The sequence below is a fragment of the Variovorax sp. M-6 genome, from assembly GCF_052114385.1.
In the GTDB taxonomy this organism is placed as follows: domain Bacteria; phylum Pseudomonadota; class Gammaproteobacteria; order Burkholderiales; family Burkholderiaceae_C; genus Variovorax.
In genome coordinates, this window is the sequence record NZ_JBFREQ010000004.1 from 126,644 (window position 1) to 152,139 (window position 25,496).

23 protein-coding genes are annotated in these 25,496 nt (G+C 69.0%); 11 read left to right on the forward strand and 12 right to left on the reverse strand.

Features of this window, described 5'->3' with window-relative positions; translation table 11 throughout:
• Nucleotides 1-72: 72 nt before the first annotated feature.
• The gene (locus AB4Z46_RS06460; protein ID WP_442282822.1) at nucleotides 73-1,911 is read right to left on the reverse strand and encodes a potassium transporter Kup; all 1,839 of its coding nucleotides are present in this window, start codon (nucleotides 1,909-1,911) and stop codon (nucleotides 73-75) included.
• A gap of 119 nt (nucleotides 1,912-2,030) precedes the next feature.
• On the opposite strand from AB4Z46_RS06460, the gene hpnC reads away from it, so the two are divergent.
• The 3 genes from hpnC (at nucleotide 2,031) to hpnE (ending at nucleotide 5,323) form a co-directional block, all read left to right on the forward strand.
• Complete coding sequence (hpnC, locus tag AB4Z46_RS06465) at nucleotides 2,031-2,927, forward strand: squalene synthase HpnC (protein ID WP_442282650.1); 897 nt, start codon at nucleotides 2,031-2,033, stop codon at nucleotides 2,925-2,927.
• Between the two features lie 13 nt (nucleotides 2,928-2,940).
• Nucleotides 2,941-3,780 (forward strand): presqualene diphosphate synthase HpnD, encoded by an 840-nt coding sequence (gene hpnD / locus AB4Z46_RS06470; RefSeq protein WP_442282651.1) that lies wholly within the window; start codon nucleotides 2,941-2,943, stop codon nucleotides 3,778-3,780.
• Nucleotides 3,781-4,042: 262 nt separating this feature from the next.
• Nucleotides 4,043-5,323, forward strand: coding sequence for a hydroxysqualene dehydroxylase HpnE (hpnE, locus tag AB4Z46_RS06475; RefSeq protein WP_442282652.1), 1,281 nt, complete (start codon nucleotides 4,043-4,045; stop codon nucleotides 5,321-5,323).
• 7 nt (nucleotides 5,324-5,330) lie between these two features.
• Here the strand turns inward: hpnE and AB4Z46_RS06480 are convergent, their stop codons facing one another.
• Together AB4Z46_RS06480 and AB4Z46_RS06485 are read right to left on the reverse strand one after the other, a co-directional pair.
• Entirely contained in the window at nucleotides 5,331-6,839 is a 1,509-nt protein-coding gene (locus AB4Z46_RS06480; protein WP_442282653.1) for a sigma-54 interaction domain-containing protein, read from the reverse strand.
• A gap of 17 nt (nucleotides 6,840-6,856) precedes the next feature.
• Entirely contained in the window at nucleotides 6,857-8,176 is a 1,320-nt protein-coding gene (locus tag AB4Z46_RS06485) for an acetate kinase (RefSeq protein ID WP_442282654.1), read from the reverse strand.
• Between the two features lie 568 nt (nucleotides 8,177-8,744).
• Here AB4Z46_RS06485 and AB4Z46_RS06490 point away from each other — a divergent pair.
• The 4 genes from AB4Z46_RS06490 (at nucleotide 8,745) to AB4Z46_RS06505 (ending at nucleotide 11,793) form a co-directional block, all read left to right on the forward strand.
• The gene (locus tag AB4Z46_RS06490) at nucleotides 8,745-10,103 is read left to right on the forward strand and encodes a hypothetical protein (RefSeq protein WP_442282655.1); all 1,359 of its coding nucleotides are present in this window, start codon (nucleotides 8,745-8,747) and stop codon (nucleotides 10,101-10,103) included.
• A 94-nt stretch (nucleotides 10,104-10,197) separates the two neighbouring features.
• On the forward strand, nucleotides 10,198-10,569 hold the full coding sequence (locus AB4Z46_RS06495) for a hypothetical protein (RefSeq protein ID WP_442282656.1): 372 nt from the start codon (nucleotides 10,198-10,200) through the stop codon (nucleotides 10,567-10,569).
• 10 nt (nucleotides 10,570-10,579) lie between these two features.
• Nucleotides 10,580-11,260 (forward strand): C39 family peptidase, encoded by a 681-nt coding sequence (locus tag AB4Z46_RS06500; RefSeq protein ID WP_442282657.1) that lies wholly within the window; start codon nucleotides 10,580-10,582, stop codon nucleotides 11,258-11,260.
• Nucleotides 11,260-11,793: a hypothetical protein gene (locus AB4Z46_RS06505; RefSeq protein WP_442282658.1), complete on the forward strand. Its 534-nt coding sequence runs from the start codon at nucleotides 11,260-11,262 to the stop codon at nucleotides 11,791-11,793. Before AB4Z46_RS06500 ends, AB4Z46_RS06505 begins: the two co-directional genes overlap by 1 nt.
• 55 nt (nucleotides 11,794-11,848) lie before the next feature.
• Here AB4Z46_RS06505 and AB4Z46_RS06510 read toward each other — a convergent pair whose 3' ends face one another.
• Nucleotides 11,849-12,580, reverse strand: a complete 732-nt coding sequence (locus AB4Z46_RS06510) for an HAD family hydrolase (protein ID WP_442282659.1) — start codon at nucleotides 12,578-12,580, stop codon at nucleotides 11,849-11,851.
• A gap of 15 nt (nucleotides 12,581-12,595) precedes the next feature.
• On the opposite strand from AB4Z46_RS06510, the gene hemH reads away from it, so the two are divergent.
• On the forward strand, nucleotides 12,596-13,633 hold the full coding sequence (gene hemH, locus AB4Z46_RS06515) for a ferrochelatase (RefSeq protein WP_442282660.1): 1,038 nt from the start codon (nucleotides 12,596-12,598) through the stop codon (nucleotides 13,631-13,633).
• Nucleotides 13,630-14,484 (forward strand): class I SAM-dependent methyltransferase, encoded by an 855-nt coding sequence (locus tag AB4Z46_RS06520; protein WP_442282661.1) that lies wholly within the window; start codon nucleotides 13,630-13,632, stop codon nucleotides 14,482-14,484. The genes hemH and AB4Z46_RS06520 overlap by 4 nt, the downstream gene beginning before the upstream one ends.
• A gap of 24 nt (nucleotides 14,485-14,508) precedes the next feature.
• On the opposite strand, the gene AB4Z46_RS06525 is transcribed toward AB4Z46_RS06520, so the two are convergent.
• From AB4Z46_RS06525 to AB4Z46_RS06560, 8 genes are all read right to left on the reverse strand, one after another.
• Entirely contained in the window at nucleotides 14,509-15,015 is a 507-nt protein-coding gene (locus AB4Z46_RS06525; protein ID WP_442282662.1) for a DUF1993 domain-containing protein, read from the reverse strand.
• Nucleotides 15,016-15,066: 51 nt separating this feature from the next.
• Entirely contained in the window at nucleotides 15,067-15,942 is an 876-nt protein-coding gene (locus AB4Z46_RS06530) for an alpha/beta fold hydrolase (RefSeq protein WP_442282663.1), read from the reverse strand.
• Nucleotides 15,943-16,071: 129 nt separating this feature from the next.
• Nucleotides 16,072-17,136, reverse strand: coding sequence for a branched-chain amino acid ABC transporter permease (locus AB4Z46_RS06535; protein WP_442282664.1), 1,065 nt, complete (start codon nucleotides 17,134-17,136; stop codon nucleotides 16,072-16,074).
• A 10-nt stretch (nucleotides 17,137-17,146) separates the two neighbouring features.
• The gene (locus tag AB4Z46_RS06540; RefSeq protein ID WP_442282665.1) at nucleotides 17,147-18,130 is read right to left on the reverse strand and encodes a branched-chain amino acid ABC transporter permease; all 984 of its coding nucleotides are present in this window, start codon (nucleotides 18,128-18,130) and stop codon (nucleotides 17,147-17,149) included.
• The gene (locus AB4Z46_RS06545) at nucleotides 18,127-18,852 is read right to left on the reverse strand and encodes an ABC transporter ATP-binding protein (RefSeq protein WP_442282666.1); all 726 of its coding nucleotides are present in this window, start codon (nucleotides 18,850-18,852) and stop codon (nucleotides 18,127-18,129) included. Before AB4Z46_RS06545 ends, AB4Z46_RS06540 begins: the two co-directional genes overlap by 4 nt.
• Nucleotides 18,849-19,613, reverse strand: a complete 765-nt coding sequence (locus AB4Z46_RS06550; protein WP_442282667.1) for an ABC transporter ATP-binding protein — start codon at nucleotides 19,611-19,613, stop codon at nucleotides 18,849-18,851. Before AB4Z46_RS06550 ends, AB4Z46_RS06545 begins: the two co-directional genes overlap by 4 nt.
• 132 nt (nucleotides 19,614-19,745) lie before the next feature.
• A complete protein-coding gene (locus AB4Z46_RS06555; RefSeq protein ID WP_442282668.1) occupies nucleotides 19,746-20,936 on the reverse strand; it encodes a substrate-binding domain-containing protein in 1,191 nt (396 codons plus the stop codon).
• A gap of 150 nt (nucleotides 20,937-21,086) precedes the next feature.
• Complete coding sequence (locus AB4Z46_RS06560) at nucleotides 21,087-22,622, reverse strand: sigma-54 interaction domain-containing protein (RefSeq protein ID WP_442282669.1); 1,536 nt, start codon at nucleotides 22,620-22,622, stop codon at nucleotides 21,087-21,089.
• A gap of 222 nt (nucleotides 22,623-22,844) precedes the next feature.
• Between AB4Z46_RS06560 and AB4Z46_RS06565 the strand changes: the two genes are divergently transcribed.
• Both AB4Z46_RS06565 and AB4Z46_RS06570 read left to right on the forward strand, forming a co-directional pair.
• Entirely contained in the window at nucleotides 22,845-24,335 is a 1,491-nt protein-coding gene (locus tag AB4Z46_RS06565; protein ID WP_442282670.1) for an efflux transporter outer membrane subunit, read from the forward strand.
• The gene (locus tag AB4Z46_RS06570) at nucleotides 24,332-25,486 is read left to right on the forward strand and encodes an efflux RND transporter periplasmic adaptor subunit (RefSeq protein WP_442282671.1); all 1,155 of its coding nucleotides are present in this window, start codon (nucleotides 24,332-24,334) and stop codon (nucleotides 25,484-25,486) included. Before AB4Z46_RS06565 ends, AB4Z46_RS06570 begins: the two co-directional genes overlap by 4 nt.
• Nucleotides 25,487-25,496: the final 10 nt, after the last annotated feature.

A 25,496-nucleotide genomic window follows, 5' to 3' on the forward strand; every position in this document is an offset into this window, starting at 1 on the left:
CGATGTCAAACAAAAACGGCGCCGTGCGCCGAGGAACGTGGGGCCCAGACCGCCGCCGGGCCGCCCCTGGGGCTACCCGCGCTGCCCCATCTCCACGAGCCGATTGCCCGGCAACTCGAAATAGTCGGAGGCTCGGCCCGCGTTGCGCTGCAGCCAGCTGAACAGGGCCCGGCGCAGCGGGTTCATGCCCGGCAGGTCCACGATCGCGGCCCGCGAGACGAAGTACGAGGTCGTCATCGAGTCGCAGGCCAGGCCCTTCTGGTAGGCCAGGATGCGGATGAACTCGGGCACGTCGGCCCGCTCCATGTAGCCGTGGCGCGCGGTGACGACCCACACGCCGCTGCCGAGCGACTCGGCCTCGATCCGTTCGCGCGCATCGACCCGCGGGGTGTTGCAGGCCAGCACCCTGAGCACGATCACCTGTTCGTGCAGCACCTGGTTGTGCTTGAGGTTGTGCAGCAGCGCGTGCGGCACCGAGTCGGCATCGGCGTTGAGGAAGACGGCCGTGCCCCGGACCCGGTGCGGCATGTGGGCCTCGAGCGACTGGACGAAAGGCACCAGCGGCAGGCGCTCGGCCTCCGCCGCCGCCAGTCCGAGCCGCCGGCCCTTGCCCCAGGTCGTGAACAGCAGCATCACCCCCACCGCCACCGCCAGCGTGAGCCAGCCGCCCTGCATGACCTTCAGGCTGTTGGCAGCCACGAAAGTGATGTCGACCGCCGCGAAGACCAGCACGCCGACCGCCACGGCCACCCGGTTCCAGCGCCAGAGCCGCCAGGCGACCACACCGGTCAGCAGCGTGGTGGTCACCATCGTGATCGAGACCGCGATCCCGTAGGCCGCCGACAGGGCGCTCGAACTTCGAAAACCCAGCACCAGCAGCAGCACGCCGACCATCAGCAGCCAGTTGATGGTCGGCACGTAGATCTGGCCGATGGCGACGCCGGAGGTCTGGACGATCCGCATGCGCGGCAGATAGCCCATGCGCATGGCCTGCGCCGTGATCGAGAAGGCGCCCGAGATCACCGCCTGCGAGGCGATCACGGTGGCCATCGCGGCCAGCACCACCATCGGCAGCACGGCCCAGGACGGGAAGAGCCTGAAAAAAGGGTTGTCGATGGCGGCCGGATTCGCCAGTACCAGCGCGCCCTGGCCGAAATAGTTCAGCACCAGCCCGGGCAAGGCGATGAAGAGCCAGGCCAGCCGGATCGGCCCGGCGCCGAAATGCCCCATGTCGGCATAGAGCGCTTCGCCCCCCGTGAAAGCCAGGAACACCGCGCCCAGCACCGCCAGCGACTGGATGCGATGAGTCACCAGGAAGCCGATGGCGCGGCGCGGGTCGAGCGCCGCCAGCACCTGCGGTTGCTGCATCACCTGCCACAGGCCGGCCAGCGCGATCAGGACGAACCACAGCAGCATCACCGGCCCGAAGATCTTGCCGACCGCACCGGTGCCTTTGCGCTGCACCGCGAAGAACGCGAGCAGGATCGCCACCGTGATCGGAATCACGAACGGCTGCAATCCCGGCGCCTGGACTTCGAGGCCCTCGACGGCCGACAGGACCGAGATGGCCGGCGTGATCAGGCTGTCGCCATAGAACGTGGCGGCGCCCACCAGGCCCAGCAGGCCGATCGCCTGCCCGACCCAGCGCCGGGCCGGCGGGTCGGACGCCGCGTTGCCGGCCAGCGCCTGCAGCGCGAGGATCCCGCCTTCGCCGTCGTGGTCGGCCCGCAGCACGAACACCACGTACTTCAGCGTCACCACGAACATCAGGCCCCAGAAGATCAGCGACAGCAGCCCCAGCACCGCGTCGGGCGTGAACGGCACGCCGTGCTCCGGGTTCAGGGTTTCCTTGAACGCATAGAGCGGGGATGTGCCGATGTCGCCGAAGACCACCCCGAGCGCGGCGACCATCAGCAGCGGCCCGCCCGGTCGATGCGCCGCGGGCTCGGCGGGATTCGGCTTCTGCTTCGGTGTGTTCATGGTGCGGGCCCGTTGGCGCTGCGATCGTAGCCTGCGGGACAATCCGCCGCGTGCCATCCACATCTCCCCCCCTGCTCGCCGCCGCGCCGGCGCATTACGAGAACTTCCCCGTCGCCTCCTGGCTCTGCCCCCCGCGGCTGCGCCCGCCCATTGCGGCCATCTATGCGTTCGCGCGCACCGCGGACGACATCGCCGACGAGGGCGACGCCGAGCCGGCCGCCCGGCTCGATGCCCTGCAGGCCTTCCGCGCCGATCTCGCGGCGGCCGCGCGCGGCGGCGCGCCCTCGGCCCGCTGGCCCGAGGTGTTCGGGCCGCTCGCCCATTCGATGCGCGAGTTCGCGCTGCCGGAAAACCTGCTCGCGGACCTGCTGTCCGCCTTCATGCAGGACATCGCGAAGACCCGCGATCGCGCCGGCTATGCCGATCGCGCCGAACTGCTGGACTACTGCCGCCGCTCGGCCAACCCGGTGGGGCGCTTGCTGCTGCACCTGTACGGCGTCGCCGATGCCCGCTCGCTGGCCCGGAGCGACGCCATCTGCAGCGCCCTGCAACTGATCAATTTCTGGCAGGACCTGAGCGTCGATCTGCCGCGCGGCCGGCGCTACCTGCCGCAGGACGACTGCCGCGCCCACGGGCTCTCAACGGGCGATTTCGACACCTTCGCACCGCTCGGGCGGTCGGCGCCGCCGGGCCAGGCGATCGCACTGGTCGCGAGCCAGGTCGCCTGGGCGCGCGCGCTGATGCGCGAAGGCGCGCCGCTCGTGCATCGCCTGCCCGGCCGCGCCGGCTGGGAATTGCGCCTCGTGGTCCAGGGCGGCAGCCGCATCCTCGACAAGATCGAGGCCCTGGGCTGCGACAGCTTTTCGACACGCCCGACCATCGGCCGCGCCGATGCGCCGCTGCTCGCCTGGCGGGCCCTGCGGATGCGGAGACAATCAGCCGCATGAAGAGGCCCGCACGATGACCCCCGAGCAGTACGTCCAGGACAAGGCCGCTGCATCGGGCAGCAGTTTTTATTACGCCTTCCTGTTTCTCCCGAAGCCGCGCCGTGCGGCCATCACCGCCTTCTACGCCTTCTGCCGCGAGATCGACGACGTGGTCGACGAGGTCAGCGACCCGGGCGTGGCGGCGACCAAGCTCGCCTGGTGGCGCACCGAGGTGGCCCAGGCCTTCGCCGGCCAGCCGCACCACCCGGTGATGCAGGCGCTGATGCCGCATGCGGCCGCCTACGGCATCGAGGAACGGCAGCTGCAGCAGGTGATCGAGGGCTGCCAGATGGACCTCGACCAGACCCGCTACCTCGACTTCCCGGCGCTGCGCCGCTATTGCCATCTGGTGGCCGGCGTGGTGGGCGAAGGTGCGGCGCGGATCTTCGGCCAGACCGACGCGCAGACCACCGACTACGCGCACAAGCTCGGGCTGGCGCTGCAACTGACCAACATCATCCGCGACGTCGGCGAGGATGCGCGGCGCGGTCGCATCTACCTGCCAGTGAACGAACTGCAGCAGTTCGACGTCAAGGCCCACGAAATCCTGAACCGGGTGCATTCCGAACGCTTCGTGGCATTGATGAAGTTCCAGGCCGATCGCGCACGCGCCGCCTACGACGAGGCGCTGGCCCTGCTGCCGGCGGCCGACCGGCGGACCCAGAAGCCCGGCCTGATGATGGCCAGCATCTACCGCACGCTGCTCGACGAGATCGCACGCGACGACTTCCAGGTGCTCGACCAGCGCGTGAGCCTGACGCCGGTGCGCAAGCTGTGGCTGGCCTGGCGCGTGCAGGCACTGGGCAAGCTGTGACTCGCCCCCAGGTTGGCTCACTTCGTGTAGCCGCCCACCCCCTACCGGGGGCGCAGTCAGCGGCCCGGCAAAGCCGGTTCCGCGACTGCCCACGAACAGGCGCGCTGCGCGCAGCCGCAGACGGGCACAGCGCGTGCTCCCCGGCCGGCGCAGCCGGGCCCGTTGGTGAAACACCGCGGAACCGGCTTTGCCGGGCCGCTGGTGTTGCCCCCGGCAGGGGGTGGGCGCCCGACACGAAGTGCGGGCAACCTGGGGGCGAGCCATGAACCTCGCAGTCGTCGGCGGCGGGTGGGCCGGGATGGCCTGCGCGGTCGAGGCGACACAGGCCGGGCATGCGGTCAGTGTCTTCGAGGCCGCCCGCAATTGGGGTGGGCGCGCGCGCGCCGTGCCCGCCACGCTGCCGGGCGGAGAGCAGGTGATGCTCGACAACGGCCAGCACATCCTGATCGGCGCCTACACCGAGACGCTGGCGGCGATGGCACGGGTCGGCATCGAGGAGGGCCCGGCGCTGCAACGCATCCCGCTGGCGCTGCGCTTTCCCGATGGCGGGGGCCTGTCGCTGCCGCAACTGCCGCGCTGGCTCGACCAGGCGACGCGGCGCCTGGCGCCCCTCGACGTCCTGGCCGGCGTGCTGGGCGCCCGCGGCTGGTCGTGGCGGGACAAGCTGTCGCTGCTGCAAACCGCCACGCGCTGGCAGCGGCAAGGCTTCGCCTGCGCCGAGGCCGAGACGGTCGCCGGCCTGTGCGCCGCCCTGACGCCGCGCGTGCAGGCCGAACTCACCGAGCCGCTGTGCCTGTCGGCCCTCAACACGCCGCCGGCCGAAGCCAGCGCCCAGGTGTTCCTGCGGGTGCTCGACGACGCGCTGTTCAAGACGCCGGGCGGCTCGGCGCTGTTGCTGCCGAGGGTCGACCTCGGCGCGCTGTTCCCGGATGCCGCGGACCGATGGCTCCGGCAGCGCGGCGCCCGGACCGAAGCGGGCTGGCGGGTGCGCACCCTGGCACGCGAGGGCGCCGGCTGGCGGGTCGACGGCCAGCTGTTCGATCGCGTGGTGCTGGCCTGCGCGCCCTGGGAGGCCGCACGGCTGGCCGCCGATGAGGCCCCGCGCTGGGCCGACTCCGCCGATGCCCTGCAGCACGAAGCCATCGCCACGGTCTACCTGCACGGCGATGCGATGCTGCCGGCGCCGGTGCTGGCGCTGCGCAGCCGGCCGGAAGCGCCGGCGCAATTCGTCTTCGACCGCGGCCAGCTCGGCGGCCCGCGCGGTCTGCTGGCCTTCGTGATCAGCGCCAGCATCGCCGACCGCGAGACGCTGCAGCGGCAGGTGCTGGCGCAGGCCCGCGAGCAGCTCGGCCTGGCCCCGCTGCAACCGGTGCTGACGGTGGTCGAGCGGCGCGCCACCTTCGCCTGCACACCGGGGCTGATTCGCCCGCCGCAGCAGGTGGCGCAAGGCCTGATCGCCTGCGGCGACTATGTCGAGGGAGCCTATCCCGCCACGCTCGAAGGCGCCGTGCGCAGCGCGATCGCTGCCGCCCGGGCGATATAAGGCCGTCCTAGGCCCGGCCCGCCGGCTTGCCGGCGCCGGACCAGTCGGGGCGGTAGCCGGCAGCCGCGGACTTCTTGAGCATTTCGCCGACCGGGTCGGCGTTCGGGATCGTTGGCGTCATGCGGATCGGTGGCGTCGCGGCCGGCCACGAAGGCGCTGCATGAGGACGCGACTCCGACTCGAGCGCGATGCCATGCTTGTCCATCAACCGGTACAAGGTCATGCGCGACACGCCGAGTTCGCGCGCGGCATGCGTGACGTTGCGGCCAACCCGGGTCAGCGTGAGGCAGATGACGTCGCGTTCGGCCATCGTTCGCGCGGCATCCAGCCCCGTGCCGACGGCGTTCTCGACCGCTTCGAGGCCCAGGTCCGTCGGCCCGATCAGGCGCCGGTCGGTCATGACGACCGCGCGCTGCACCCGGTTGAACAGCTCCCGGACATTGCCGGGCCAGCCGTGCGCGAGCATCGCTGCCAGCGCCTGGCGACTGAATCCGCGTACACGCGTGCGGCCCTTGGCGACGCAGCGCTGGAAGAAGTACTCGGCCAGGATCGGCACGTCCTCCATGCGCCTGCGCAGCGGCGCGACGTCGATCGACAGCACGTTGAGCCGGTAGAACAGGTCTTCCCGGAACTGCCCCACCGCCACGGCTTCGGCCAGGTCCACGTGGGACGCGGCCACCACCCGAACGTCGACATGCAGGTTGCGCACGCCGCCCACGCGGCTGATCGTCTTCTCCTGCAGGAAGCGCAGCAGATTGGTCTGCAGCTCGAGCGGCAGGTCGCCGATCTCGTCGAGAAAGATGGTGCCGCCGCTGGCCGCCTCGATGAGTCCGCGCCGCTCCGACGAGGCGCCGGTGAAAGCGCCGCGCTCATGACCGAACAGTTCGGACTGGATCAAGGTCGGCGATATGGCGCCGCAATTGACGGCGACGAAGGGGCCGCCCGAGCGCTGTGAGCACTGGTGGATGGCGCGCGCGGCAAGCTCCTTGCCGCTGCCGCTTTCGCCGCCGATCAGCACTGGCGCTTCGGTCGCCGCGACCTTGCGGATCTGCTCGCGCAGCCGCGTGATCGCGGGCCCCTGCCCGACCATGCCGAGCGCATCCACGGCGGACCGGCGCGCGGCCTCGTTGCGATGCCGAAGCATGGCCCGCTGCGACGCGTGACCCAGGACCATCTCGAGTTCGCGCAGGTCGACGGGCAACAGCATGTGGTCGAAGAAGTGCCCCAGGACCAGCTCGCGAAAGGCCGGCGATTCGAGCGACTGGGCGCCGCAAACAGCCACCCATTCAGCCCCTGGGGAGGCTGCGACGCAAGCCTCCATCGCCGCCTCGGTCACGCTCGCTTCCGCACCGACCACCAGCAGCCCGAGCGTGAATTGCATATGCGCCTGCAGCCGCCCCGCAGCCACCAGGTCCGTGGCGGGGCTGAGATTCCAGCCCCTCGCGAGCAATTGCTCTGCCACCCGGCCGGATGGACTGCCGAGCGTCACGCAAAGAAGGCTCCCTGGCTGCTGCATGGCGAGATCCCCGGTGGCTAGAACGACATGGGCACCCGGACGGTCAGCTGCAGGTCGGGCGTGTCGCGCGTCAATCCCGCGCCCACGGTCACGTTCAGGGTGGTCTTCGGGCTGTACCGGTACGAGTAGCCAAGCAGCAGCGAGCCCAGCTGGGTGCGCACCGAGCCGATCACGCGCTGGCCGTTCTGCTCGGTCGGGCCGATCGAATACAGCTCCATGCCGAGGCTGAACGACGAACGGTCGTTGATCGACAGGCCCATGCCGAAATTCAGGCCCCACACATTGCCTGGCTTGACGTCGCCGATGAACTCTCTTTCGCCGTTCAGCACCAATCGGCTGATCCCGCTGCGTGGGAAGTTGTAGGTGAAGTTCAGGCCGCCGAAGAACACCGCAGGGTCTGAAGGCAGCAGCCAGGTGACGCCCGGCTGCAGCGAATAGAAGCCCGAGCCGGTCGCCAGGTCCAGCGGCAGGCCGGTGCCCGTGGCGTTGCCGACGCAGCGCGTCACGCAATCGGTAATGACCTCGAACGGATCCTTGCCGGTCTTGGACTTGAAGCGCAGCCCCCCGATCACATAGGGGTTGCCGTCCTTGCCGTCGGTGATCTGGTAGCGGGCCGCGAACTCGGCATCGCCGACGCCGTTGCCCTTGGTGTTGAAGACGTTGTCGAAGGCCGAACCGGTGAAGATCTCGCGACTGATGGTGGAGTCGGAGCGCGACACATAGGGCAGCTTGGCTTCGAACTCGAGGCGGTTGGTGGCGCCCCATCGTCCGGTCAGCGTGCCGATGAAGGTGTTGCGCTTGAACTCGCGCACATCGACCAGTCCGATCAGCAGCGCCGGGATCACCGTGTAGCCCACCAACGCGACGCGGTTGCTCGACGAATAGCCGTAGAACAGCGAGGGCTCGAAGACGAACTTGCCCTTGGGCGTGAGGACGCCGGGTTCGTCGAACAGCTGTGCATATTGGGGCGGCTGCGGACTCTCGTCGCTTGGCGCGACGCCCACCTGCACCGGCCTCGATCCGGTGTCGGCGCCTTCGCCTTGCGCCGCTGGCTTTCTGTCGGCAGTCTGCGTGGCTTCCGGGCGTGGTGCGCCGCGCGCCTCCTGGGTCTCGAGCCGCTCCTGCAGTTCGCGGTAGCGAGCCTCCTGCTGTTCGGACTGCTGCTTCAGCGCGTCGATCTGCCGACCCTGCTCCTGCACCTGCTGCTGCAATGCCTCCATGCGCTTGTTGGCACTTCGGCTCGAAGAAGCGCTCTGTGTCTGAGCCGACGCACCCGACCACGCCAGTGACGAACAGGCCAGCAATGCCAGCGCCCTGTACGGACCGAAGGTCTCCATGGTGTCCCCTCTCTCTTGACTTCTTCGTGGGAGCGTTTCACGCAGCAGACTAAGCGTAAAGAACTTGCGCACCAAGCTACAAGTTGCAATCAAAGGTAAACAACCTGTAGCAATTCTGAAGGGCGTCTCAAGACTGTGGCACTTCCGTCCGGCGGCTCCGTGCTCTGCCCACGGGGCGTGGCGTCAAGCCTGGCCTCACGGCGTCGGAATCAGGCCCCGAGCAAGGCCTGGCTTTCACGGCATCGACTGTCACAGGCCTGAGACGGAATGTGCGTCTCGCGAGCGGTCGGGGTCGTTGCAAGGGCTGTCGGACCCTCCGCGCGCAGCCGCGGCGCTACATCGAACGGCCGTCAAGGGAGTGTGACAGAGCAAGTGCCGGTCGGCCTGATGGAGCCCGCTCGCGGCGGCCCGAACGCATCGCGTGGGATGCCCTGCAAGACCGCCCTCGCCTCTGAGCGCAAGGCTTTGCGAAACAAGCCGTAATTTGCTGGCACCGAAGTTGCACATGGCCCTTCGATTTGCGGCGACGCACGTCAATACCAAGCTTGTTCAACTTTCTGGAGGGTTCATGAAAAAGACACTTCTGGCTTCGGCCATTGCGCTTGCCTTCGGGTTCAGCGGTTCGGTGTTCGCCAATGACACGGATCAGGACACCCATCAACGTACGACGACGGGCAGCAACACCGCCACCAGTACCAGTACCAGCACCAGCACCAGCTCACGCACGAGTTCACGTACCAGCACGAGTACCAACAGGGAATCGGGTGCTGCCGAGGCCAGTGCCGAGCGTTCCGCTGCGATCAACAATGGGTCCACCGGGAACTTCACCAACGCCTTCAACACAGCGAAGGCGACGGCCGTGAGCAAGCTGGAGGGCTATGTGTCCGGCAACAGCGTGTCCAACATCGGCAACTACGCCACCAACAATGGCTCTGTCGCCGGCGGCAACGGCTATGGCGGACGAGGCGGCACGGGCAAGGGCGGCACCGCCTATGGCACGGGCACGGGCGGCAACGGCGCTACGGGCACCGGTGCGGTCGGTGCGACGGGCGGCTACGCCTCCAACGGTGCCATCTCGCATGGCAGCGCCACGACCGGCGATTCCAGGGCAGGCGAAGGCGGCAACGGCCTCGGCGGCATCGCCGCAGGCCTGACCGACAGCGGACGCGCCTCATCCAGTGGCGGCGACGGCGGACGCGGCGGTTCGACCGGTGACAGCGGACGCGGCGGAAGCAGCGGCAGTCTGTCCGCGTCTCTGGGCGGCAGGACCGGCGGCGGCGGCGGCGGCGGCAGTTCCGGCGGCACCTCGGCAGGCTCTGGCGGCTCAGGTGGCGACGGTGGCTTGGCCGGTGCCCCGGGCGGTGCAGGCGGCGCGGGYGGCTCAGCCGGTGCGAGCGGCACGGCAGGCGCAGGCGGCGCGAGCGGCGCGGGCGGCACAGCCACTGCGACCAGCACGGCAGGCGCAGGCGGCGCGAGCGGCGCCACGGGTGCCGGTGGAGCGGGCGGTTCGGGCGGCGGCGGTGGTGCAGCCACCAGCACCGCGACCGGCACCCAGACTGGCGGCACGGGCACCGGCGGCGCCGGCGGTTCGAGCACGGTGGGCAGCGCCACCAACGGCAGCGCCAGCAACGGCAACAACACCGCGGGCTCCGGCGGCGCGGGCGGTAGCGGCACAGGCGGCGCAGGCGGCGCAGGCAACGGCGGAACCAATACCGGCAACGGCGGAACCGGCGGCACCGGCAACGGTGGCACAGGCGGCGCAGGCGGCACGGCAACCGTGAATGCGGGCACGTTCAACATGTCCAACACCATGACGAGCGTCGGCCAGACCGCCGCGGGCATCATGGTCGCGAACCAGAACAGCGGCATCGCATCGATGGTTCAGCAAAGCGTGAACGTGCAGGCCAACCTGTCCGTGGGACGCTGATCGAAGCGTGAGACCGATCGTCGCCGTGCGACCCGGGCCACCGGGCGCATGGCGAGGATCGGCTCGCTCTCACCGCAGGCCGAAGGGAGACGCCATGACATCCATCACCCGCTTGGGGTCCATTTGCGTGGCCCTCGGGATCCTGCTGCCGGCAACGGTGGCGGCGCAGACCTCGCAGCCGACGCGCGACGCACCTGGCTCCGTTGCCCGGAGCGTGGCCTTCGTCGCCCAGCCGGTCGACGCGAACACGCTGGCCAATACCCGAGGCGGCGCCGAAGTCGTGAACAACGACATGACCCTGCGCGGCGTCACCGCCAACAACTCGGCGCGCAACGTCACGACGGGCGACAACAGCATCAGTGCCGGTTCGTTCGCCAACATGACCGGGCTGCCGACCGTGATCCAGAACACCGGCGCGAATGTGCTGATACAGAACGCAACGATCCTCAATCTGCAGATGAACTGAGGCACGCCACATGCGCCGCCTGTTGCTCTGCATCGCGTTGTTGGCGACGGCCGAGCTGGCCGCCGCCGACGGCGCCTACATGCCGTCGATCGCCATGGGCGACGTCGTGATTCCATTGACCACCCTGAAGCAGGCGCGCACGGGACGCACGCTGATCCAGAAGTACGACTTCAGCTGCGGTTCGGCGGCCCTGGCGACGCTGCTCACCCACCACTACGGCTTTCCGGTGACCGAGGAGACGGTGTTCCGGCAGATGTACGAGCATGGCGACCAGAACAAGATTCATACCGAAGGCTTCTCGCTGCTCGACATGAAGCGCTTCCTGGCGGCGCAAGGCTTCGAGGCCGATGGCTTCGAGCAGCCGCTGGACAAGCTCAACGAAGCCCGCATTCCGGCCATCGTGCTGATCAACTCCGACGGCTACCACCACTTCGTCGTCGTCAAGGGCGTGCAGGAGGACCGGGTGCTGGTGGGCGATCCAGCCCTGGGGACGCGCGCCATGCCGCGCCAGGCCTTCGAGAAGGTCTGGCAGAACGGCCTGCTGTTCGTGATCCACAACCGCATGGAATCGGCCCGCTTCAACCTGGCAGCGGACTGGCGCGCGGCGCCGAGGGCACCGGTGAACACCGGCATCGCACGCGACGGCATGACCGACATCACGATGCCCAAGTTCGGGCCGGGAGACTTCTGATGCGCCCCCGCCGCGCCCCGGCGCTTCGGTCGGCCCTGATCCTGTCGGCGCTCGCGGGCGTCTTTGGCGCATCCGCCTGGGCCGGCGGACCGGTCGATCCCGTCGAGCGGCGGGCCGAGATCTGGATGGCCGTCGGCGACAGCACGCTGGACCACCTGCGCGGCGGCTTCGATCCGGGCAACGGCCTGCTGGTGACCTTCGGCATCGCGCGCGCGGTCTACATCAACGGCAACCTGGTGACGCAGACCACCTTGAACTTCGGGCAGCTGAACACCCTGAACGCAGCGCAGGCGGCACAGCTCAGCAGGCAGATGGCCGCCCTGAACCTGGTCCAGAACGGCCCCGGCAACATTTTCGAGCCGCAGCAGGCCGGCACCTCGGGCACCGTCATCCAGAACACCCTGGACAACCAGCACATCGTGAACCGGACCGTGATCGACGCCAGCAGCAACGGGCTCGGAATGGTCAAGAACTTCAACACCCAGTCCGCGGTGAGCGAAGGCGTGGCGCGCGCGATCGGCGGCCCACGGTAGTGACGCCCCCCAACGCAGCGTGCGGCACCCCTGCGAATCGACGAAAACGACCGGATCAGCTTTGCGCGGTGTGCAGCGCCACGCACAGGGCGTGCAGGTTCGGCACGATCAGCTGCGGCCGGGCGCCGTGCTCCCAGGGCCGCTCCTCGCGGACCAGCCAGGCCGCCTGCATGCCCGCATCGAGCGCGCCCACCACGTCGAGCGCGGCATCGTCGCCGACATGCAGCATGTCCCTGGGCAGCAGCCCGACCGACGCGGCGGCGGCGCGGAAGATCGGCGCATGCGGCTTGCCGCTGCCGAAATCGCGCGCATTGAAGGCGGCGCGGAACCAGCGGCCGACGCCGGTGCGATGGATGTCGGCGTTGCCATTGGAGACCGCCACCAGCGGATAGCGCTCGCTGAGCCATTTGAGCGCCGGCAGCGCGTCGTCAAAGAGCGTCACGCGTTGTCGCTCGGCGAAGAAGACGTCGAAGGCCGGCTCGGCCAGCGCCGGGTCTTCGCCGGCGCGCCGCAGCGCCCCGCGGATCGACTCGCGGCGCAGCGCGCTCAGGTCGTGCGCGAGATCCGAACGCTCCTTGGCCGTGGCCTCCCGCAGCTCGCGCAGCATCCCGGGGGTCAGCAGCAGGTCGGCCGTCTTCGGCGCCTCGCGCAGCAGCCATTCGTGCAGCACGCGTTCGGCGCGTTCGATGGTCGGCCAGATCGGCCACAGCGTGTCGTCGAGATCGAGCGAAATCGCGGCGACGCGCTTCACGTCGAGGGTCAGGGAATCGGGGGTCGCGTTGGCCATGACAGAGAATATCGCATGCCCTTCAGAGACGAACCGCCCGCCCCAGACACCGCCGAGGAACGCACCGCGGTCCTCTGGTGCAACCTCGGCTCGCCCGACGAACCGACGGCCAGGGCCGTGCGCCCCTATCTCGCCGACTTTCTCGGCGATCCGCGCGTGGTCGAGATTCCGCGCGCACTGTGGGCGCTGATCCTGCACGGCATCATCCTGCGCACGCGCCCGGCCAAGTCGGCCGCCAAGTACGCCAGCATCTGGACGCCCGAAGGCTCCCCGCTCAAGGTCTGGACCCGCAAGCAGGCCGTGTTGCTGGCCGGCTGGCTCGGCGAGCGCGGCCATCGCTTGCAGGTGCGCGATGCCATGCGTTACGGCAATCCCTCGATTGCCGCCCGGCTCGACGAGCTCAAGGCCGCAGGCGTGACGCGCGTGCTGCTGCTGCAGGCCTATCCCCAATACTCGGCCACCACCACCGCCAGCGTGATCGACGCGGTCAATGCCTGGAGCGCACGCGTGCGCCGGCTGCCGGAATTCCGCTTCGTCAACGACTACCACGACGATCCGCTCTACATCGATGCACTGGCGCAGAGCGTGCAGCGCCACTGGCAGCAGCAGGGCCGGGCCGACCAGCTGGTGATGAGCTTCCACGGCATCCCGGAGCGCAACATCCGTCTCGGCGACCCCTACCAGGCGCAGTGCCTGGCGACCGCCCGCCTGCTGGCCGAGCGGCTCGCGCTCGCCCCGGCGCACTACCGCGTGACCTTCCAGTCGCGCTTCGGCCGCGCCAAATGGCTCGAACCCTACACCGAGCCGACCCTGCGCGAGCTCGGCGCGGCGGGCGTCTCGCGCGTCGACGTGATGTGCCCGGGCTTCCCGGCCGACTGCCTGGAGACGCTCGAGGAAATCGCGATGGAGGGCCGCGACGCCTTCCTGCACGCGGGCGGCAAGGAGTTCCGCTATGTCCCCTGCCTCAACGACCACCCGGCGTGGATCACGGCGCTGGCGGACATCGCCGAACGCCATCTGGCGGGCTGGCCCACCCGAACACCGACCACATGAAAAAAGAACTGCACGAAGCCAACCGGCTTTCGTGGAATGCAGCAACCGTCGCGCACAACAGCCACAAGGGCGACCAGGCCGCGTTCTTCCGCTCGGGAGGCTCGACCCTGTTTGCCGAGGAACTCGAACTGCTCGGTGACGTCAGGGGCGCCGCCGTGCTGCACCTGCAGTGCAACGCGGGCCAGGACAGCCTGAGCATCGCGCGGCTCGGTGCCGAGGTGACGGGCGTGGACATCTCGGACGAAGCCATCGCCTTCGCAACGCAACTCTCGGCGCAGTCCGGCATCGCGGCTCGCTTCGAGCGCTCCGACGTCTACGACTACTTTCGCGATGCCCAGGCACGGGGCGAGCGCTACGACATCGTCTTCTGCTCCTACGGCACGCTCTGCTGGCTTTCCGACCTCCAGTCCTGGGCCCGGGGCGTGGCGCAGTTGCTCAAGCCGGGCGGCCGTTTTGTCTTCGTCGAGTTCCACCCGTTCGCGATGGTGTTCGACCCGGCCTGGCAGTTCCACTACGACTACTTCAATGAAACGCCCGTGCCCGAAGCGGGCGTCAGTGACTATGTGGCCGACTCCCGCGAAGGCCTGGTGCCCGATGGCCAGGCGCCCGGGGTGCAGGGCTTTCGCAATCCGCACCCCAGCTTCGAATTCGCCTGGGGTGTGGGCCAGGTGATCACCGGGCTGGTGCAGGCCGGCCTGGCCATCGATCGCTTCGACGAATACCCGTACGCGAACGGCTGGAAGGCCTTCGAGCGCATGCGCGACATCGGCGGGCGGCGCATGGCGCCGCCGGCAGACCTTCCGCGCATTCCGCTGATGTATTCGCTCGCGGCGTACAAACCGCAGGCTTGATGCGCCCGGCCCCCTGCGGGCCGATCAGAAGCGGCCGAGGTAGTCGAGCTTGCCGAGTGCCACGCCGCTGTGACGCAGCACGCCATAGGCGGTCGTCACGTGAAAGAAGAAGTTCGGCAAGGCGAACTGCAACAGGTAGCGCTCGGCCGTGAACTTGAGTTCGTTGCCGCGCACCTTCATCGTGATCTCGCGCGCCTCGGCGCCATCGACCAGCGCACGATCAACGCCGTTGAGGAACTCGATCGTCTTCGCGACCCGCGCCTGCAGTTCGGCGTAGGTGGTCTCGGTATCGGGAAAGCTCGGCGCCGTGATGCCGGCCAGCCGCGCCGTGCCCAGCTTCGAGGCGTCGCTCGCGCTCTGCACCTGTCCCGCCAGCGTGAACATGTCCGGCGCCAGCCGCGCATTGACGAGCTCGACCGGATCGATGCCCGAGGCCTGCGCATGCGCGAGGCCCTTGTCCAGCACGTGCGAGAGCTGGCCGAGTCCGCGGGTGAACACCGGGACTGAAATGTCGTAGAACGAAAGCGCCATGAAAGAAGACTCCGTGTTGAATGGTCGGCCCGATTGTCGAACCACCGCGGATCACGTGCCGGCGGCGCGGATAAAAGCCTCGATCGGGCCCAGATGTGCCGGCACGTTGAGCGCCGGCGCGTGGCCGCAACCCGGAACCTCGATCACCTGCAGGCGGCCCGCCGCGCCAGGGCCGCGCCTGCGCATCTCGTCCAGCGTCGCGGGCAGCACAAGGTCGGATTCGACGCCGCGCAGGCACAGCAACGGCACCTCGATCGCGTCGTAGTGCGGCCACACCAGGTAGTCGTCGGGATGGGCTTCGAACTGCCGCACCATCGCCGGATCGTAGTGCGGCGTCACCCGGCCGTCCGGCAGGCGGCGGGTCGAGGTCTCGGTCAGCCGCCGCCATTGCGCGTCGCTGAGCCAGCCATAGGGCTTGTAGACCGTGCGGAAGAACTGCTCGAGTTCGACCACGGTGTCGAAGGCCGGCGGCTGACCCGCGTACGAGCGGATGCGCGCGACCGCGGCGGCCGCGATCTGCGGCGCGTTGTCGTTGAGCACCAGGCTCGCGATGCGCGGCTTCATCGTCGGCTCGAGCAGGCCCGAGGCCGACACCATGCCGATGGCCCCCCCCATCGAGGTGCCGACCCAGTGCACGCGCGTGAGCTTCAGTTCGTCGAACAGGCCGAGCGCAAGCCGGCCGTAGAAGGACAGCTGGTATTCGTCGTCCGGCGCCGGGCTCCACTGGCTCAGCCCGCGGCCGATGGTGTCGGGGCAGATCACGCGGAAGCCGCGTTCGGCGAAATGCACGGCCAGCTCGTCCATGTCGCGGCAGGTGCGCGCCAGGCCGTGCCAGGCCACCACCACCGGGCCGTCGCGCGGGCCCCAGTCGAGCCAATGGACCTCGCGGCCGGCGATCTGAAGGTAGTTCGAGTTCGGCAGAATCATTTCATCGCTCCACCACGCGATCGCGTGACCGGTACAGCCAGATGCCAGGGATATCGCGGAACCGGCTTTGCCGGGCCGCTGGTATCGCCCCCTTCGAGGGGGAGGCGCCGCAGGCGCTTCGGGGGTGTGTCATCCTTTTGCCCTCGCGCGCAGCCGGCCGACGATGCCGGTCGGGAAGTAGTACACGGACAGCACGAACAGCACGCCCAGCCACAGCAGCCAGCGGTCGGGCGACAGCAGGGCCGCGAGCCAGCCGATGCCGCTCGCGGCTTCGCTGGCAATGCGCAGCAGGTCCTGCAGATAGCTCTGCGCGATCACGAACAGCACCGCGCCCACCACCGCACCGTAGATCGTCCCCATGCCGCCGATCACCACGATCAGCAGCACGTCGACCATGATCTCGAAGCTCAGCGAGGTGTCGGGGCCGTTGTAGCGCAGCCAGATCGCGAGCATGGCGCCGGCCAGCGTCGCGAACAGCGCCGACAACACCGAGGCCGTGGTCCGATAGACCACCACGCGGTAGCCGATCGCCTCGGCGCGGAACTCGTTCTCGCGGATCGCCTGCAGCACGCGGCCGAAAGGCGAATTCACGATCCGCAGCAAGGCCAGCACCAGCACCACCGTGGCGACGAACAGCAGGTAGTAGCACAACAGCCGGCCGTCGAGCGAGACGCCGAGGAAGGGCTCTTCGGCGAACTCGAAGCTCGGCGAGATCAGCTCGGGCAGCTTGAAGGTCAGGCCGTCCTCTCCGCCTGTGAAGTCCGACAACTGCGAGGCCAGGGTCTGGAAGGCCGAGGCCACGGCCAGCGTGATCATGGCGAAGAAGATCGCCCGCACGCGCAGCGAGAACAGGCCGATCGCGAGCGACAGCACCAGCGAGATCGCGAGCGCCGCGCCGAGCCCGACCGCCACCGCGCTCCAGCTCGCCCCGAGGCGGCTGGCCGAGATCGCGATGCCGTAGGCGCCGATGCCGAAGAACATCGTGTGCGCGAAGCTCACGATGCCGGTGTAGCCGAGCAGCAGGTCGAAGCTCGCGACCAGCACGATGAAGACCAGGATCTTGGCTGCGACGCTGAGCGCCTTGACGCCCGGGAACAGGAAGGGTGCGAAGGCCAGCGCCAGCACCAGGGCCGCGAGCAGCAGCGCCAGCAGGCGGCTGCGCGGCAGGTCGTTGGAAAGAAGTCGGGACAGCATGGAGTTCTCTTCAGCGATTGGCCACGGGATACACGCCCTGCGGACGCCACAGCAGCACCGCCACCATCAGGAAGATGCTCGCGAACTGGGTCAGCGTCGGGACGATGAAACCGATGTAGTTGGTCATCAGGCCGACCAGCAAGGCGCCGATCAGTGCGCCGGCGGTCGAGCCCAGCCCGCCGATGATGATCACGATGAAGATCAGCACGTTGACCTGCGCACCCATCTGCGGGATCAGGTTCTGCTGGAACAGGCCCCACATCACGCCGCCCAGGCCCGCCAGGGCACTGCCGACCACGAAGACGCCGACGAACAGCCGGCCGATGCGATAGCCCAGCGACTCGACCATCTCGCGGTCCTGCACGCCGGCGCGGATCAGCAGGCCGATCTTGGTGCGGCCCAGCGTCCAGGCCAGCAGGCCGAAGACGAAGACGCCGATCACGACCGCGAGGATGCGGTACTTGCTGATGGCCGCATCGCCGATCAGCAGCGAGCCGCGCAGCGCGTCGGGCAAGGGCAGCGGGACCTGTCCCGGCCCCCAGATCACCTTGATCAGCTCCTCGCCGATGATCATGCCGCCCATCGTGATCAGGATCTGCTTCAGGTGCTGGCCGTAGACCGGCCGCACGATGAAGCGCTCGAACGCCAGGCCGACCGCGCCGGCCACCGCCATCGCCACCAGCATCGCCGGGAACACGGCCACGAGATTGCGCCACAGCTCGCCCGAGCCGGTCCAGTCGCCCATCAGGCCGAGCACGCTGCTCGCGACGAAGGCGCCGAGCGCGATGAACACGCCATGGCCGAAGTTGAGCACGTCCATCAGGCCGAAGATCAAGGTCAGGCCCGAGGCGATGATGAAGATGATCATGCCCATCGCGAGCCCGGCGACCGTGAGCGTGAGCCAGGTCGAGACGGAGCCCGTGAGCGGCAGCGCGACCAGTGCCAGCACCGGCACCAGCAGCAGCGGCTTCCAGTCGAAGTCGGTATTTTTCATAGAGCGAGTCCCAGCAGGGATTGCTGCAGTTGTTCGTCGGCCGAGAACGCGGCCATGGGGCCGCTGTGGACCACGCGGCCGTTGTCCATCACGGCCACGCTGTCGCCCAGGCGCTGCGCGAAGCTGATGTTCTGCTCGACCAGCAGGATCGTCACGCCGCTGCGCTTGAGCTCGCCGAAGGCGTCGATCATGTTGTTGATGATGGCGGGCGCGAGGCCCTTGCTGGGCTCGTCGATCACCAGCAGTTCTCGCGGCTCGACGATCGCGCGCGACACCGCGAGCATCTGCTTCTGGCCGCCCGAGAGCTTGCCTGCCGGGTGGTTCCAGAATTTTTCGACCGCAGGGAAGAGCTTGAAGATCCACTTCAATCGCGCGTCGTCCATCTGCTCGGCGTTCTTGGCGTTGCGCGCGGCCAGCAGCATGTTCTCCTTGACCGTGAGGTCCGAGAAGATGCCCATGTTCTCCGGCACGTAGGCGATGCCGAGCTCGGCGATCTGCGGCGTGCGCATCGCCGTGATGTCCTTGTCGCCGAAGCGCACGCTGCCCTGCGAGGCATGCCACAGGCCCATCAGCGTGCGCAGCGTGGTGGTCTTGCCGGCGCCGTTGCGGCCCAGCAGCATCGTGAGCTGGCCGCGGGGCACGGCCAGGTCGACGCCGTGCAGGATGTGGTACGCACCGATGTGCGTGTGCACGCCCTTCATCTCGAGCAGATTGGTGGTCATGCAGCCTCCTTCGCGACGCCGAGGTAGGCTTCCTGCACGATCGGCGAGGCGATGACGTCCGCCGGCTCTCCATCGGCCACCAGCTGTCCGTTGTGCAGCACGATGATGCGGTCGGCGAGTTCGCGCACCACGTCCATCTTGTGCTCGACCAGGAGGATGGTCTTGCTCTTGTCCTGCTTGAGCTTGCGGATCAGGTCCAGGATCACGGGCGCCTCGGCCGCGTTCATGCCGGCCGTGGGTTCGTCGAACATGAAGACCTTGGGTTCGAGCGCCATCAGCAGCGCCACCTCGAGCTTGCGCTGGTCGCCGTGCGGCAGGCTGGCCACCGTAGCGTGCTCCTTGGACTTGAGCGCCACCTCGGCCAGGATCTGGTCGGCCCGCTCGGTCAGCGCGCGGTGGTCGCTCCAGATGCTCCACAGGTTGAGGCCGCGCCGATGCGCGCCCTCGCGCGTCGCCTGCACCGCGAGCCGCACGTTCTCGAGCACCGTGAGGTTCGGGAACAGGTTGGTCAGCTGGAAGGCCCGGCCGAGCCCCGCCCGCGTGCGCGCCGAGGCCGGCAGCCCCGACAGCAATTGACCGTCGAGCGACACCGTGCCCGCGGAAGCCTTGAGCTGCCCCGAGATCAGGTTGAAGTACGTGGTCTTGCCGGCCCCGTTGGGGCCGACGATCGCGGTGAGCGTGCCCGGCGCGAACGCGCACGAGACAGCATTCACCGCCACGTGCCCGCCGAAGCGGATGGTGAGATCAGTGGTTTCAAGCATGGAATGTGAGTCCGCGGCCGGCGCAGCCAGGCCCGTTCGTGAAACACCGAGGAACCGGCTTTGCCGGGCCTCTGGTGTTGCCCCCTGAAAGGGGGTGGGCGCCCGGACACGAAGTGCCGGGCAACCTGGGGGTCAGCGTTTATTACGGATGGGGATGTCCATCTCTTCCGGCTTGATCTCGTGCACCAGCTCCGGCACGCCCCAGGCGAACGCCGGATCGACCTTGATCTTGAAGTGGTACATGCTCTGCATCGCCTGGTGGTCTTCCTTGCGGAAGGTCATCTTGCCCTTCGGCGTGTCGAAGCTCATGCCTTCCATGGCCGTGATCAGCTTGTTGGTGCCGGTGTCGCCGCCGGTCTTCTTGAGCGCCGTCACCACCGCCATCGCGGCCGAGAAGCCGCCGGCCGTGAAGAAGTCCGGCGGCGTCTTGAATTCCTTGTAGTGCATCGAAACCATCGCCTCGTTGACCGGATTCTTCGGGATGCCGAAGTAGTAGTAGGCCGCGCCTTCCATGCCCGGCAGCGCCTTGTAGGCCGCCATGGCCGGCAGGATGTTGCCGCCGGTCGCGATCTCGATGCCGTAGCGCTTCAAGTCGAGGTCGACGATCTTGAACGGGTTGCCCGCGCCGGCCCAGACGATCCAGATGATCTTGCGGCCCGGCTGGTCCTTGAGCTTGTCGATCAGGCGCTGGGCGCCGGCCGTGAAGTCGGTGGTTGCGGGCGGGAGGTATTCCTCATGGACCAGCTTGGCCTTCTTCAGCGCAGCGCCGAAAGCCTTCACGCCGTCGCGGCCGAAGGCGTTGTCTTGCGCCAGCGTCGCGACCGTGACGCCGGGCTTGTCGATCGCCACCGCGTTCGAGATCGCGTCCTGCGAGCTGTTGCGGCCGGTGCGGAAGATGTACTTGTTCCACTTGTCGCCGGTGATCGAATCGGCCACGGCGGGCTCGACCAAGAGAATCTTCTTGTATTCCTCGGCCACCGGCAGCATCGCCAGCGCCACGCCCGAGGAGGTCGGGCCGACCGCGAGCGCGGCCTTGTCGTCGGCATAGGCCGCGGCCAGCAGCGACTTGCCGAGATCGGGCTTGCCCTGGTCGTCCTTCTCGATCACGACGATCTTCTTGCCGTTGACCGTCATGGTGCCGCCGGTCGCGTAGTCCAGGCCCATCATGAAGCCGGTCTGGGTCTGCTTGCCGTAGGCCTCGAGCGGGCCGGTCTTGCTGTAGACGTGGGCGATCTTGATCTCGTTGGACTGGGCCCAGGCCGGGACGGTCAAGGCGCCAGCGGCAGCCAGGGTGGCCAGCGCGACGAGGTAGCGACGTTGCATTCTTTGTCTCCTGAAGGTGATGGCTGAATATTGCACAGTTCGTGCCAGCCGCCATCGCCTTGAAAACAAAGGACTTTCCCTTGGTCAATCCGCGCAAAGCCTGAAATCAGGACAGTTCAACCGTCCATTTTTCAGACAACTGCATGTTTTTTATTCAGGGTTTTCCAGACGTTCATAGAGGGTCGCGCGCGAAATGCCCAGGAGCCGCGAGGTCGCCAGCTTGTTGCCGCCGGTCGCGGTCATCGCGGCGGCGATCGCACGGCGTTCGAGTTCCGCCACCTGTTGGGCCAGCGGCCGCAACAGCGCCGCGCCTTCGGCCGAATCAGTGGCCGCGCGCGGCAGCGGCTCGGCCGCCGCGATCTGCTCCTGACCCGCCTCGCGCAGGATGCGTTCGAGCTGCGCGGCGTCGATGCGCTGCGAATCGCTGCGCATGGTCACCTGTTCGAGCACGTTGCGCAGTTCGCGGATGTTCCCGCGCCAATGCTGGGCCGCGAGCAGCGCCAAGGCCTCGGACGTCAGCTCGGGCGGCGCTTCGCCGCTGCGCAGCGCCATGTCCTCGCCCAGCGTCTCGACCAGCGCGGGAATGTCGGCGCGCCGCTCGCGCAGCGGCGGCACCCGCACCGGCAGCACGTTGAGGCGGTAGTAGAGGTCCTCGCGGAAGCGCCCTTCCCGCACCAGCGCCGCCAGATCGCGCGAGGTGGCGGCGATCACGCGGGCATCGAAGGGCACCAGCTTGTTGGAGCCCAGCGGCTCGATCTCGCCCTCCTGCAGCGCCCGCAGCAGCTTGGCCTGCAGCCCGAGCGGCATGTCGCCGATCTCGTCGAGGAACAGGGTGCCGCCGTCGGCCAGCTTGAACTTGCCCTCGCGCGCCTTGCGGTCGGCGCCGGTGAAGGCGCCGGGCGCGACGCCGAAGAACTCGGCCTCGAGCAGGGTGTCGGGCACGGCCGCGATGTTGACGCTGACGAACATGCCGCCGGCACGCGCCGAGGCGGCATGGATCGCATGCGCCAGCAGTTCCTTGCCGGTGCCGGTCTCGCCGAGCAGCAGCACCGGGCTGGAGGACTGCGCCGCGCGCCGCGCATGGCGCTTGACCTCGACCGCCGCCGGGCTGCTGCCGATGAAGCTCGTGAAGGTGTATTTCGATCGGCGCTGGCCGTCGGCCGACTGCTGGTAGAGCGGGTTGTTGCGCTGGCTCGCGAGTTCGCGGCGGGCGTCGTCGAGATCGCGCTGCAGCAGCGCGAACTTGCTGATCAGCGGCTGCAGCGTGGTCTCGGGATGGTCGAACAGCACGATGCCGATCGCGCCGATGACCTCGCCGGGCGTCGTGCCCGCATCGCCTTCGCGCTCCTCGCGCAGCGGGATGCGGCTGACCACGAAGGTGCCGGCCTTGTTGGTCAGCAGATCGATCAGGATCGGCTCGCCGGTGTCGAGCACGCGGCGCATCTGGGTGTTGGGGATCACGTCCTCGACGGGATGGCCCAGGAACTGGTCGATCGACGAGAAGCCGAGTGCCGGCAGGAAGCGGCGGTAGCCCTCGTTGACCCAGACGATGCGCCCGCCCCGGTCGACCAGGAACATCCCCTGGCTGATGCTGGAGAACAGATGGAACATCGAGCGCGCGGCGAGCGCGAGGATGCCTTCGGCGTCGAGCGGCAAGGCGGGGGGTGCGGCGGTGGCGGGCGACATGGCGGGATCGTAGCGCGCATCAAAGAAGGGGCCGAAGCGCATCAATCCGTCGGCGCCGATTCAGTACTATCGAAGACTTTTGGAAACGCGCCGCGCGACTACAGCTCGAACCGTTGCGGCCTTGCTATGCTGCGCGCCTTGCACGGCCCACCAGCCGCCTGCCGGCGCGAAGGCGAAGCGATCCGTTCGCCAAGGCACGCCACTCCTTTTTTGCGGAATCTCATGAGGAACTCCCGGCTCCCGGCGCTCTGCCTCGTCGCTCCCCTGCTGCTCGCCGCCTGCGCGGTCCCGCGCCCGCCCGCGCAGGTGACGGCACCGACGCCCGCGCAGTGGCAGACGCCCCTGCCCGCCACCACCTCGGCCCTGCCGCATGGCGGCTCGCTGCCGTCGCTGGCCGAGTGGTGGCGCCAGCTCGACGATCCGCTGCTGGTCGAACTGATCGTCGCCGCCGAGGCCGCGAGCCCGACCGTGGCCAGCGCCCAGGCGCGCATCGGCGAAGCCCGCGCCGCGCGCGTCGCGGCCGGCGCGGCGCTGGTGCCGAATCTCAACGGTTCGCTGTCGGCCAGCCGCGGCAACTCGCCGACCTCGGGCTTTTCGACCGGCACGACCGGCGTCGCCGGCAGCGACATTCCCCCGCTCACCACGATGCAGGCCGGCCTGCAGTCGAGCTGGGAGATCGACCTGTTCGGCGGCCTGCGCGCCAGCCGCGACGCCAGCCAGTCGCGCTATGCGGGCGCCGACGCCCGCTGGCACGACGCCCGGGTCTCCGTCGCGGCCGAGACCGCCAACGCCTACCTGGCCGAGCGGGCCTGCCGGCGCCAGCTGGTGGTGTCGACCTCCGACGCGCAATCGCGCGCCGAGTCCGCGCGCCTGACCGAGTTGTCCGCGCAGGCCGGATTCACGGCGCCCGCCGATGCCGCGCTGGCGCGCGCCAGTGCCGCCGAGGCCGCCGGGCGCCTGACCCAGCAGCAGGCGCTGTGCAGCGTCCAGCAACAGGCGCTGGTGGCGCTGACCGGCATCGAGGGAACGGTGCTGGCGCCCAAGCTGGCCGCTGCCCCGATCGATGTCACGTTGCCCGCGGTACAGGCGGTCTACAGCGTGCCGGCCGAGGCGCTGGCGCAGCGGCCGGACGTCTACGCCGCCGAACTCGATGTCGCCGTGGCGAGCGCCGAGGCCGGCGCGGCGCTGGCCCAGCGCTTTCCGCGCCTGTCGCTCCAGGGATCGATCGCCGTGCTGAAGGTGCGCGGCGGCGGATTCAGCGAAACCCTGGACACCTGGACCCTCGGTCCGCTGGCGCTCAACGTTCCGATCTTCGACGGCGGCACGCTGGCGGCCAACTACGACGCCGCCAAGGGCCGCTACGACGAATCCGTGGCGCTCTACCGCGCCAACGTGCGCCGCGCGGTGAGCGAGGTGGAACAGGCACTGATCAACCTCCAGAGCACCAACGACCGCGCGGCCGATGCCGACACCGCGGTGCGCAACTACCAGATCTCCTTCGACGCCACCCAGGCCCGCTACACCACCGGCCTCGCGAGCCTGTTCGATCTCGAGGATGCGAGGCGCACGCTGTTCGTCTCGCAGACCGCCCGCGTCGCACTGCAACGCGAGCGCGCCGAAGCCTGGGTCTCGCTCTACCGCGCCATGGGCGGCGGCTGGACGCGGCCCGAATCCGTCGCCACATCGACCTCTTCCGCTGCGCCGTCGCCATGAAAAGAATGAAGCGTTCCACCCTCCTCGTCCTGTTCGCCGCCCTGCTGGTCCTGGGGGCCGGCGCCTTCTGGCTGCTGCGGGCCCAGCCGGCCGCCGCGCCCGAGAAGAAACCCGAAGCCGCCGCCCGGCCCTCGTTGACCGTCACGGTCGCCAGGCCCGAGACCAGCGAGCTGAGCGTCACGCTGGCGGCCAACGGCAATGTGGCGGCCTGGCAGGAGGCCAGCATCGGCTCCGAGTCCAACAGCCTCAAGCTGGCCGAAGTGCGAGTCAACGTCGGCGACGTGGTGAAGAAGGGCCAGGTGCTCGCCACCTTCTCGGCCGAATCGGTGCAGGCCGACGTGGCGCAGGCGAAGGCGTCCCTCGCCGAAGCCCGCGCCACCGCCGCCGATGCCACCGGCACCGCGGCGCGCGCGCGCACGCTGCAGGCCACCGGCGCGATGAGCCAGCAGCAGATCAACCAGTACCAGACCGCCGAGCAGACCGCCAAGGCGCGGGTGGAGGCGGCCGAGGCGGTGCTGGCTGCGCAGCAGGTGCGCGGCCGCAACACGCAGGTGCTGGCGCCCGACGATGGCGTGATCTCGGCGCGCACCGCCACCGTCGGCAGCGTGGTCAGTGCCGGCACCGAGCTGTTCCGCATGGTCCGCCAGGGCCGGCTCGAATGGCGCGCCGAGGTCACCTCCTCCGAACTCGGCCGCATCGCGGTCGGCACGCCGGCCGTGATCACCAGCGCCAGCGGCGCCCAGGTCAGCGGCAAGGTGCGCAGCGTGGCGCCGACGGTCGATCCGCAGACCCGCGCGGCGCTGGTCTATGTGGACATCCCGAACGTGCTGCAGAACACGGGCCTCAAGGCCGGCATGTTCGCCCGCGGCGACTTCCAGCTCGGGCGCACCAGCGCGCTGACGGTGCCGCAGGCCTCGGTGGTGCCGCGCGACGGCTTCAACTACCTGCTGCTGCTGCAGTCCGACAACCGGGTGTCCCAACTCAAGGTCGAGACCGGGCGCCGCGTCGGCGACCGGGTCGAGATCACGACCCCGCTGCCGGCCGACGCCCGCGTGGTGGTCCAGGGAGCCGGCTTCCTGAACGACGGCGACCTGGTGCGGGTGGTCGATGCGCCCGCGGCGGCCAAGCCCGGCGTCGAAGCCGCCAAGTAAGGAGCAGCGT

Coding starts and splice junctions, on each gene's coding strand:
- AB4Z46_RS06460 (WP_442282822.1), bottom strand. CDS start 1,911: ATGGTCGCCGCGCTCGGGGTGGTCTTCGGCGACATCGGCACATCCCCG.
- hpnD (WP_442282651.1), top strand. CDS start 2,941: ATGACCCCCGAGCAGTACGTCCAGGACAAGGCCGCTGCATCGGGCAGC.
- hpnE (WP_442282652.1), top strand. CDS start 4,043: ATGAACCTCGCAGTCGTCGGCGGCGGGTGGGCCGGGATGGCCTGCGCG.
- AB4Z46_RS06480 (WP_442282653.1), bottom strand. CDS start 6,839: ATGCAGCAGCCAGGGAGCCTTCTTTGCGTGACGCTCGGCAGTCCATCC.
- AB4Z46_RS06485 (WP_442282654.1), bottom strand. CDS start 8,176: ATGGAGACCTTCGGTCCGTACAGGGCGCTGGCATTGCTGGCCTGTTCG.
- AB4Z46_RS06495 (WP_442282656.1), top strand. CDS start 10,198: ATGACATCCATCACCCGCTTGGGGTCCATTTGCGTGGCCCTCGGGATC.
- AB4Z46_RS06500 (WP_442282657.1), top strand. CDS start 10,580: ATGCGCCGCCTGTTGCTCTGCATCGCGTTGTTGGCGACGGCCGAGCTG.
- AB4Z46_RS06505 (WP_442282658.1), top strand. CDS start 11,260: ATGCGCCCCCGCCGCGCCCCGGCGCTTCGGTCGGCCCTGATCCTGTCG.
- AB4Z46_RS06510 (WP_442282659.1), bottom strand. CDS start 12,580: ATGGCCAACGCGACCCCCGATTCCCTGACCCTCGACGTGAAGCGCGTC.
- hemH (WP_442282660.1), top strand. CDS start 12,596: ATGCCCTTCAGAGACGAACCGCCCGCCCCAGACACCGCCGAGGAACGC.
- AB4Z46_RS06520 (WP_442282661.1), top strand. CDS start 13,630: ATGAAAAAAGAACTGCACGAAGCCAACCGGCTTTCGTGGAATGCAGCA.
- AB4Z46_RS06525 (WP_442282662.1), bottom strand. CDS start 15,015: ATGGCGCTTTCGTTCTACGACATTTCAGTCCCGGTGTTCACCCGCGGA.
- AB4Z46_RS06530 (WP_442282663.1), bottom strand. CDS start 15,942: ATGATTCTGCCGAACTCGAACTACCTTCAGATCGCCGGCCGCGAGGTC.
- AB4Z46_RS06535 (WP_442282664.1), bottom strand. CDS start 17,136: ATGCTGTCCCGACTTCTTTCCAACGACCTGCCGCGCAGCCGCCTGCTG.
- AB4Z46_RS06540 (WP_442282665.1), bottom strand. CDS start 18,130: ATGAAAAATACCGACTTCGACTGGAAGCCGCTGCTGCTGGTGCCGGTG.
- AB4Z46_RS06545 (WP_442282666.1), bottom strand. CDS start 18,852: ATGACCACCAATCTGCTCGAGATGAAGGGCGTGCACACGCACATCGGT.
- AB4Z46_RS06550 (WP_442282667.1), bottom strand. CDS start 19,613: ATGCTTGAAACCACTGATCTCACCATCCGCTTCGGCGGGCACGTGGCG.
- AB4Z46_RS06555 (WP_442282668.1), bottom strand. CDS start 20,936: ATGCAACGTCGCTACCTCGTCGCGCTGGCCACCCTGGCTGCCGCTGGC.
- AB4Z46_RS06560 (WP_442282669.1), bottom strand. CDS start 22,622: ATGTCGCCCGCCACCGCCGCACCCCCCGCCTTGCCGCTCGACGCCGAA.
- AB4Z46_RS06565 (WP_442282670.1), top strand. CDS start 22,845: ATGAGGAACTCCCGGCTCCCGGCGCTCTGCCTCGTCGCTCCCCTGCTG.
- AB4Z46_RS06570 (WP_442282671.1), top strand. CDS start 24,332: ATGAAAAGAATGAAGCGTTCCACCCTCCTCGTCCTGTTCGCCGCCCTG.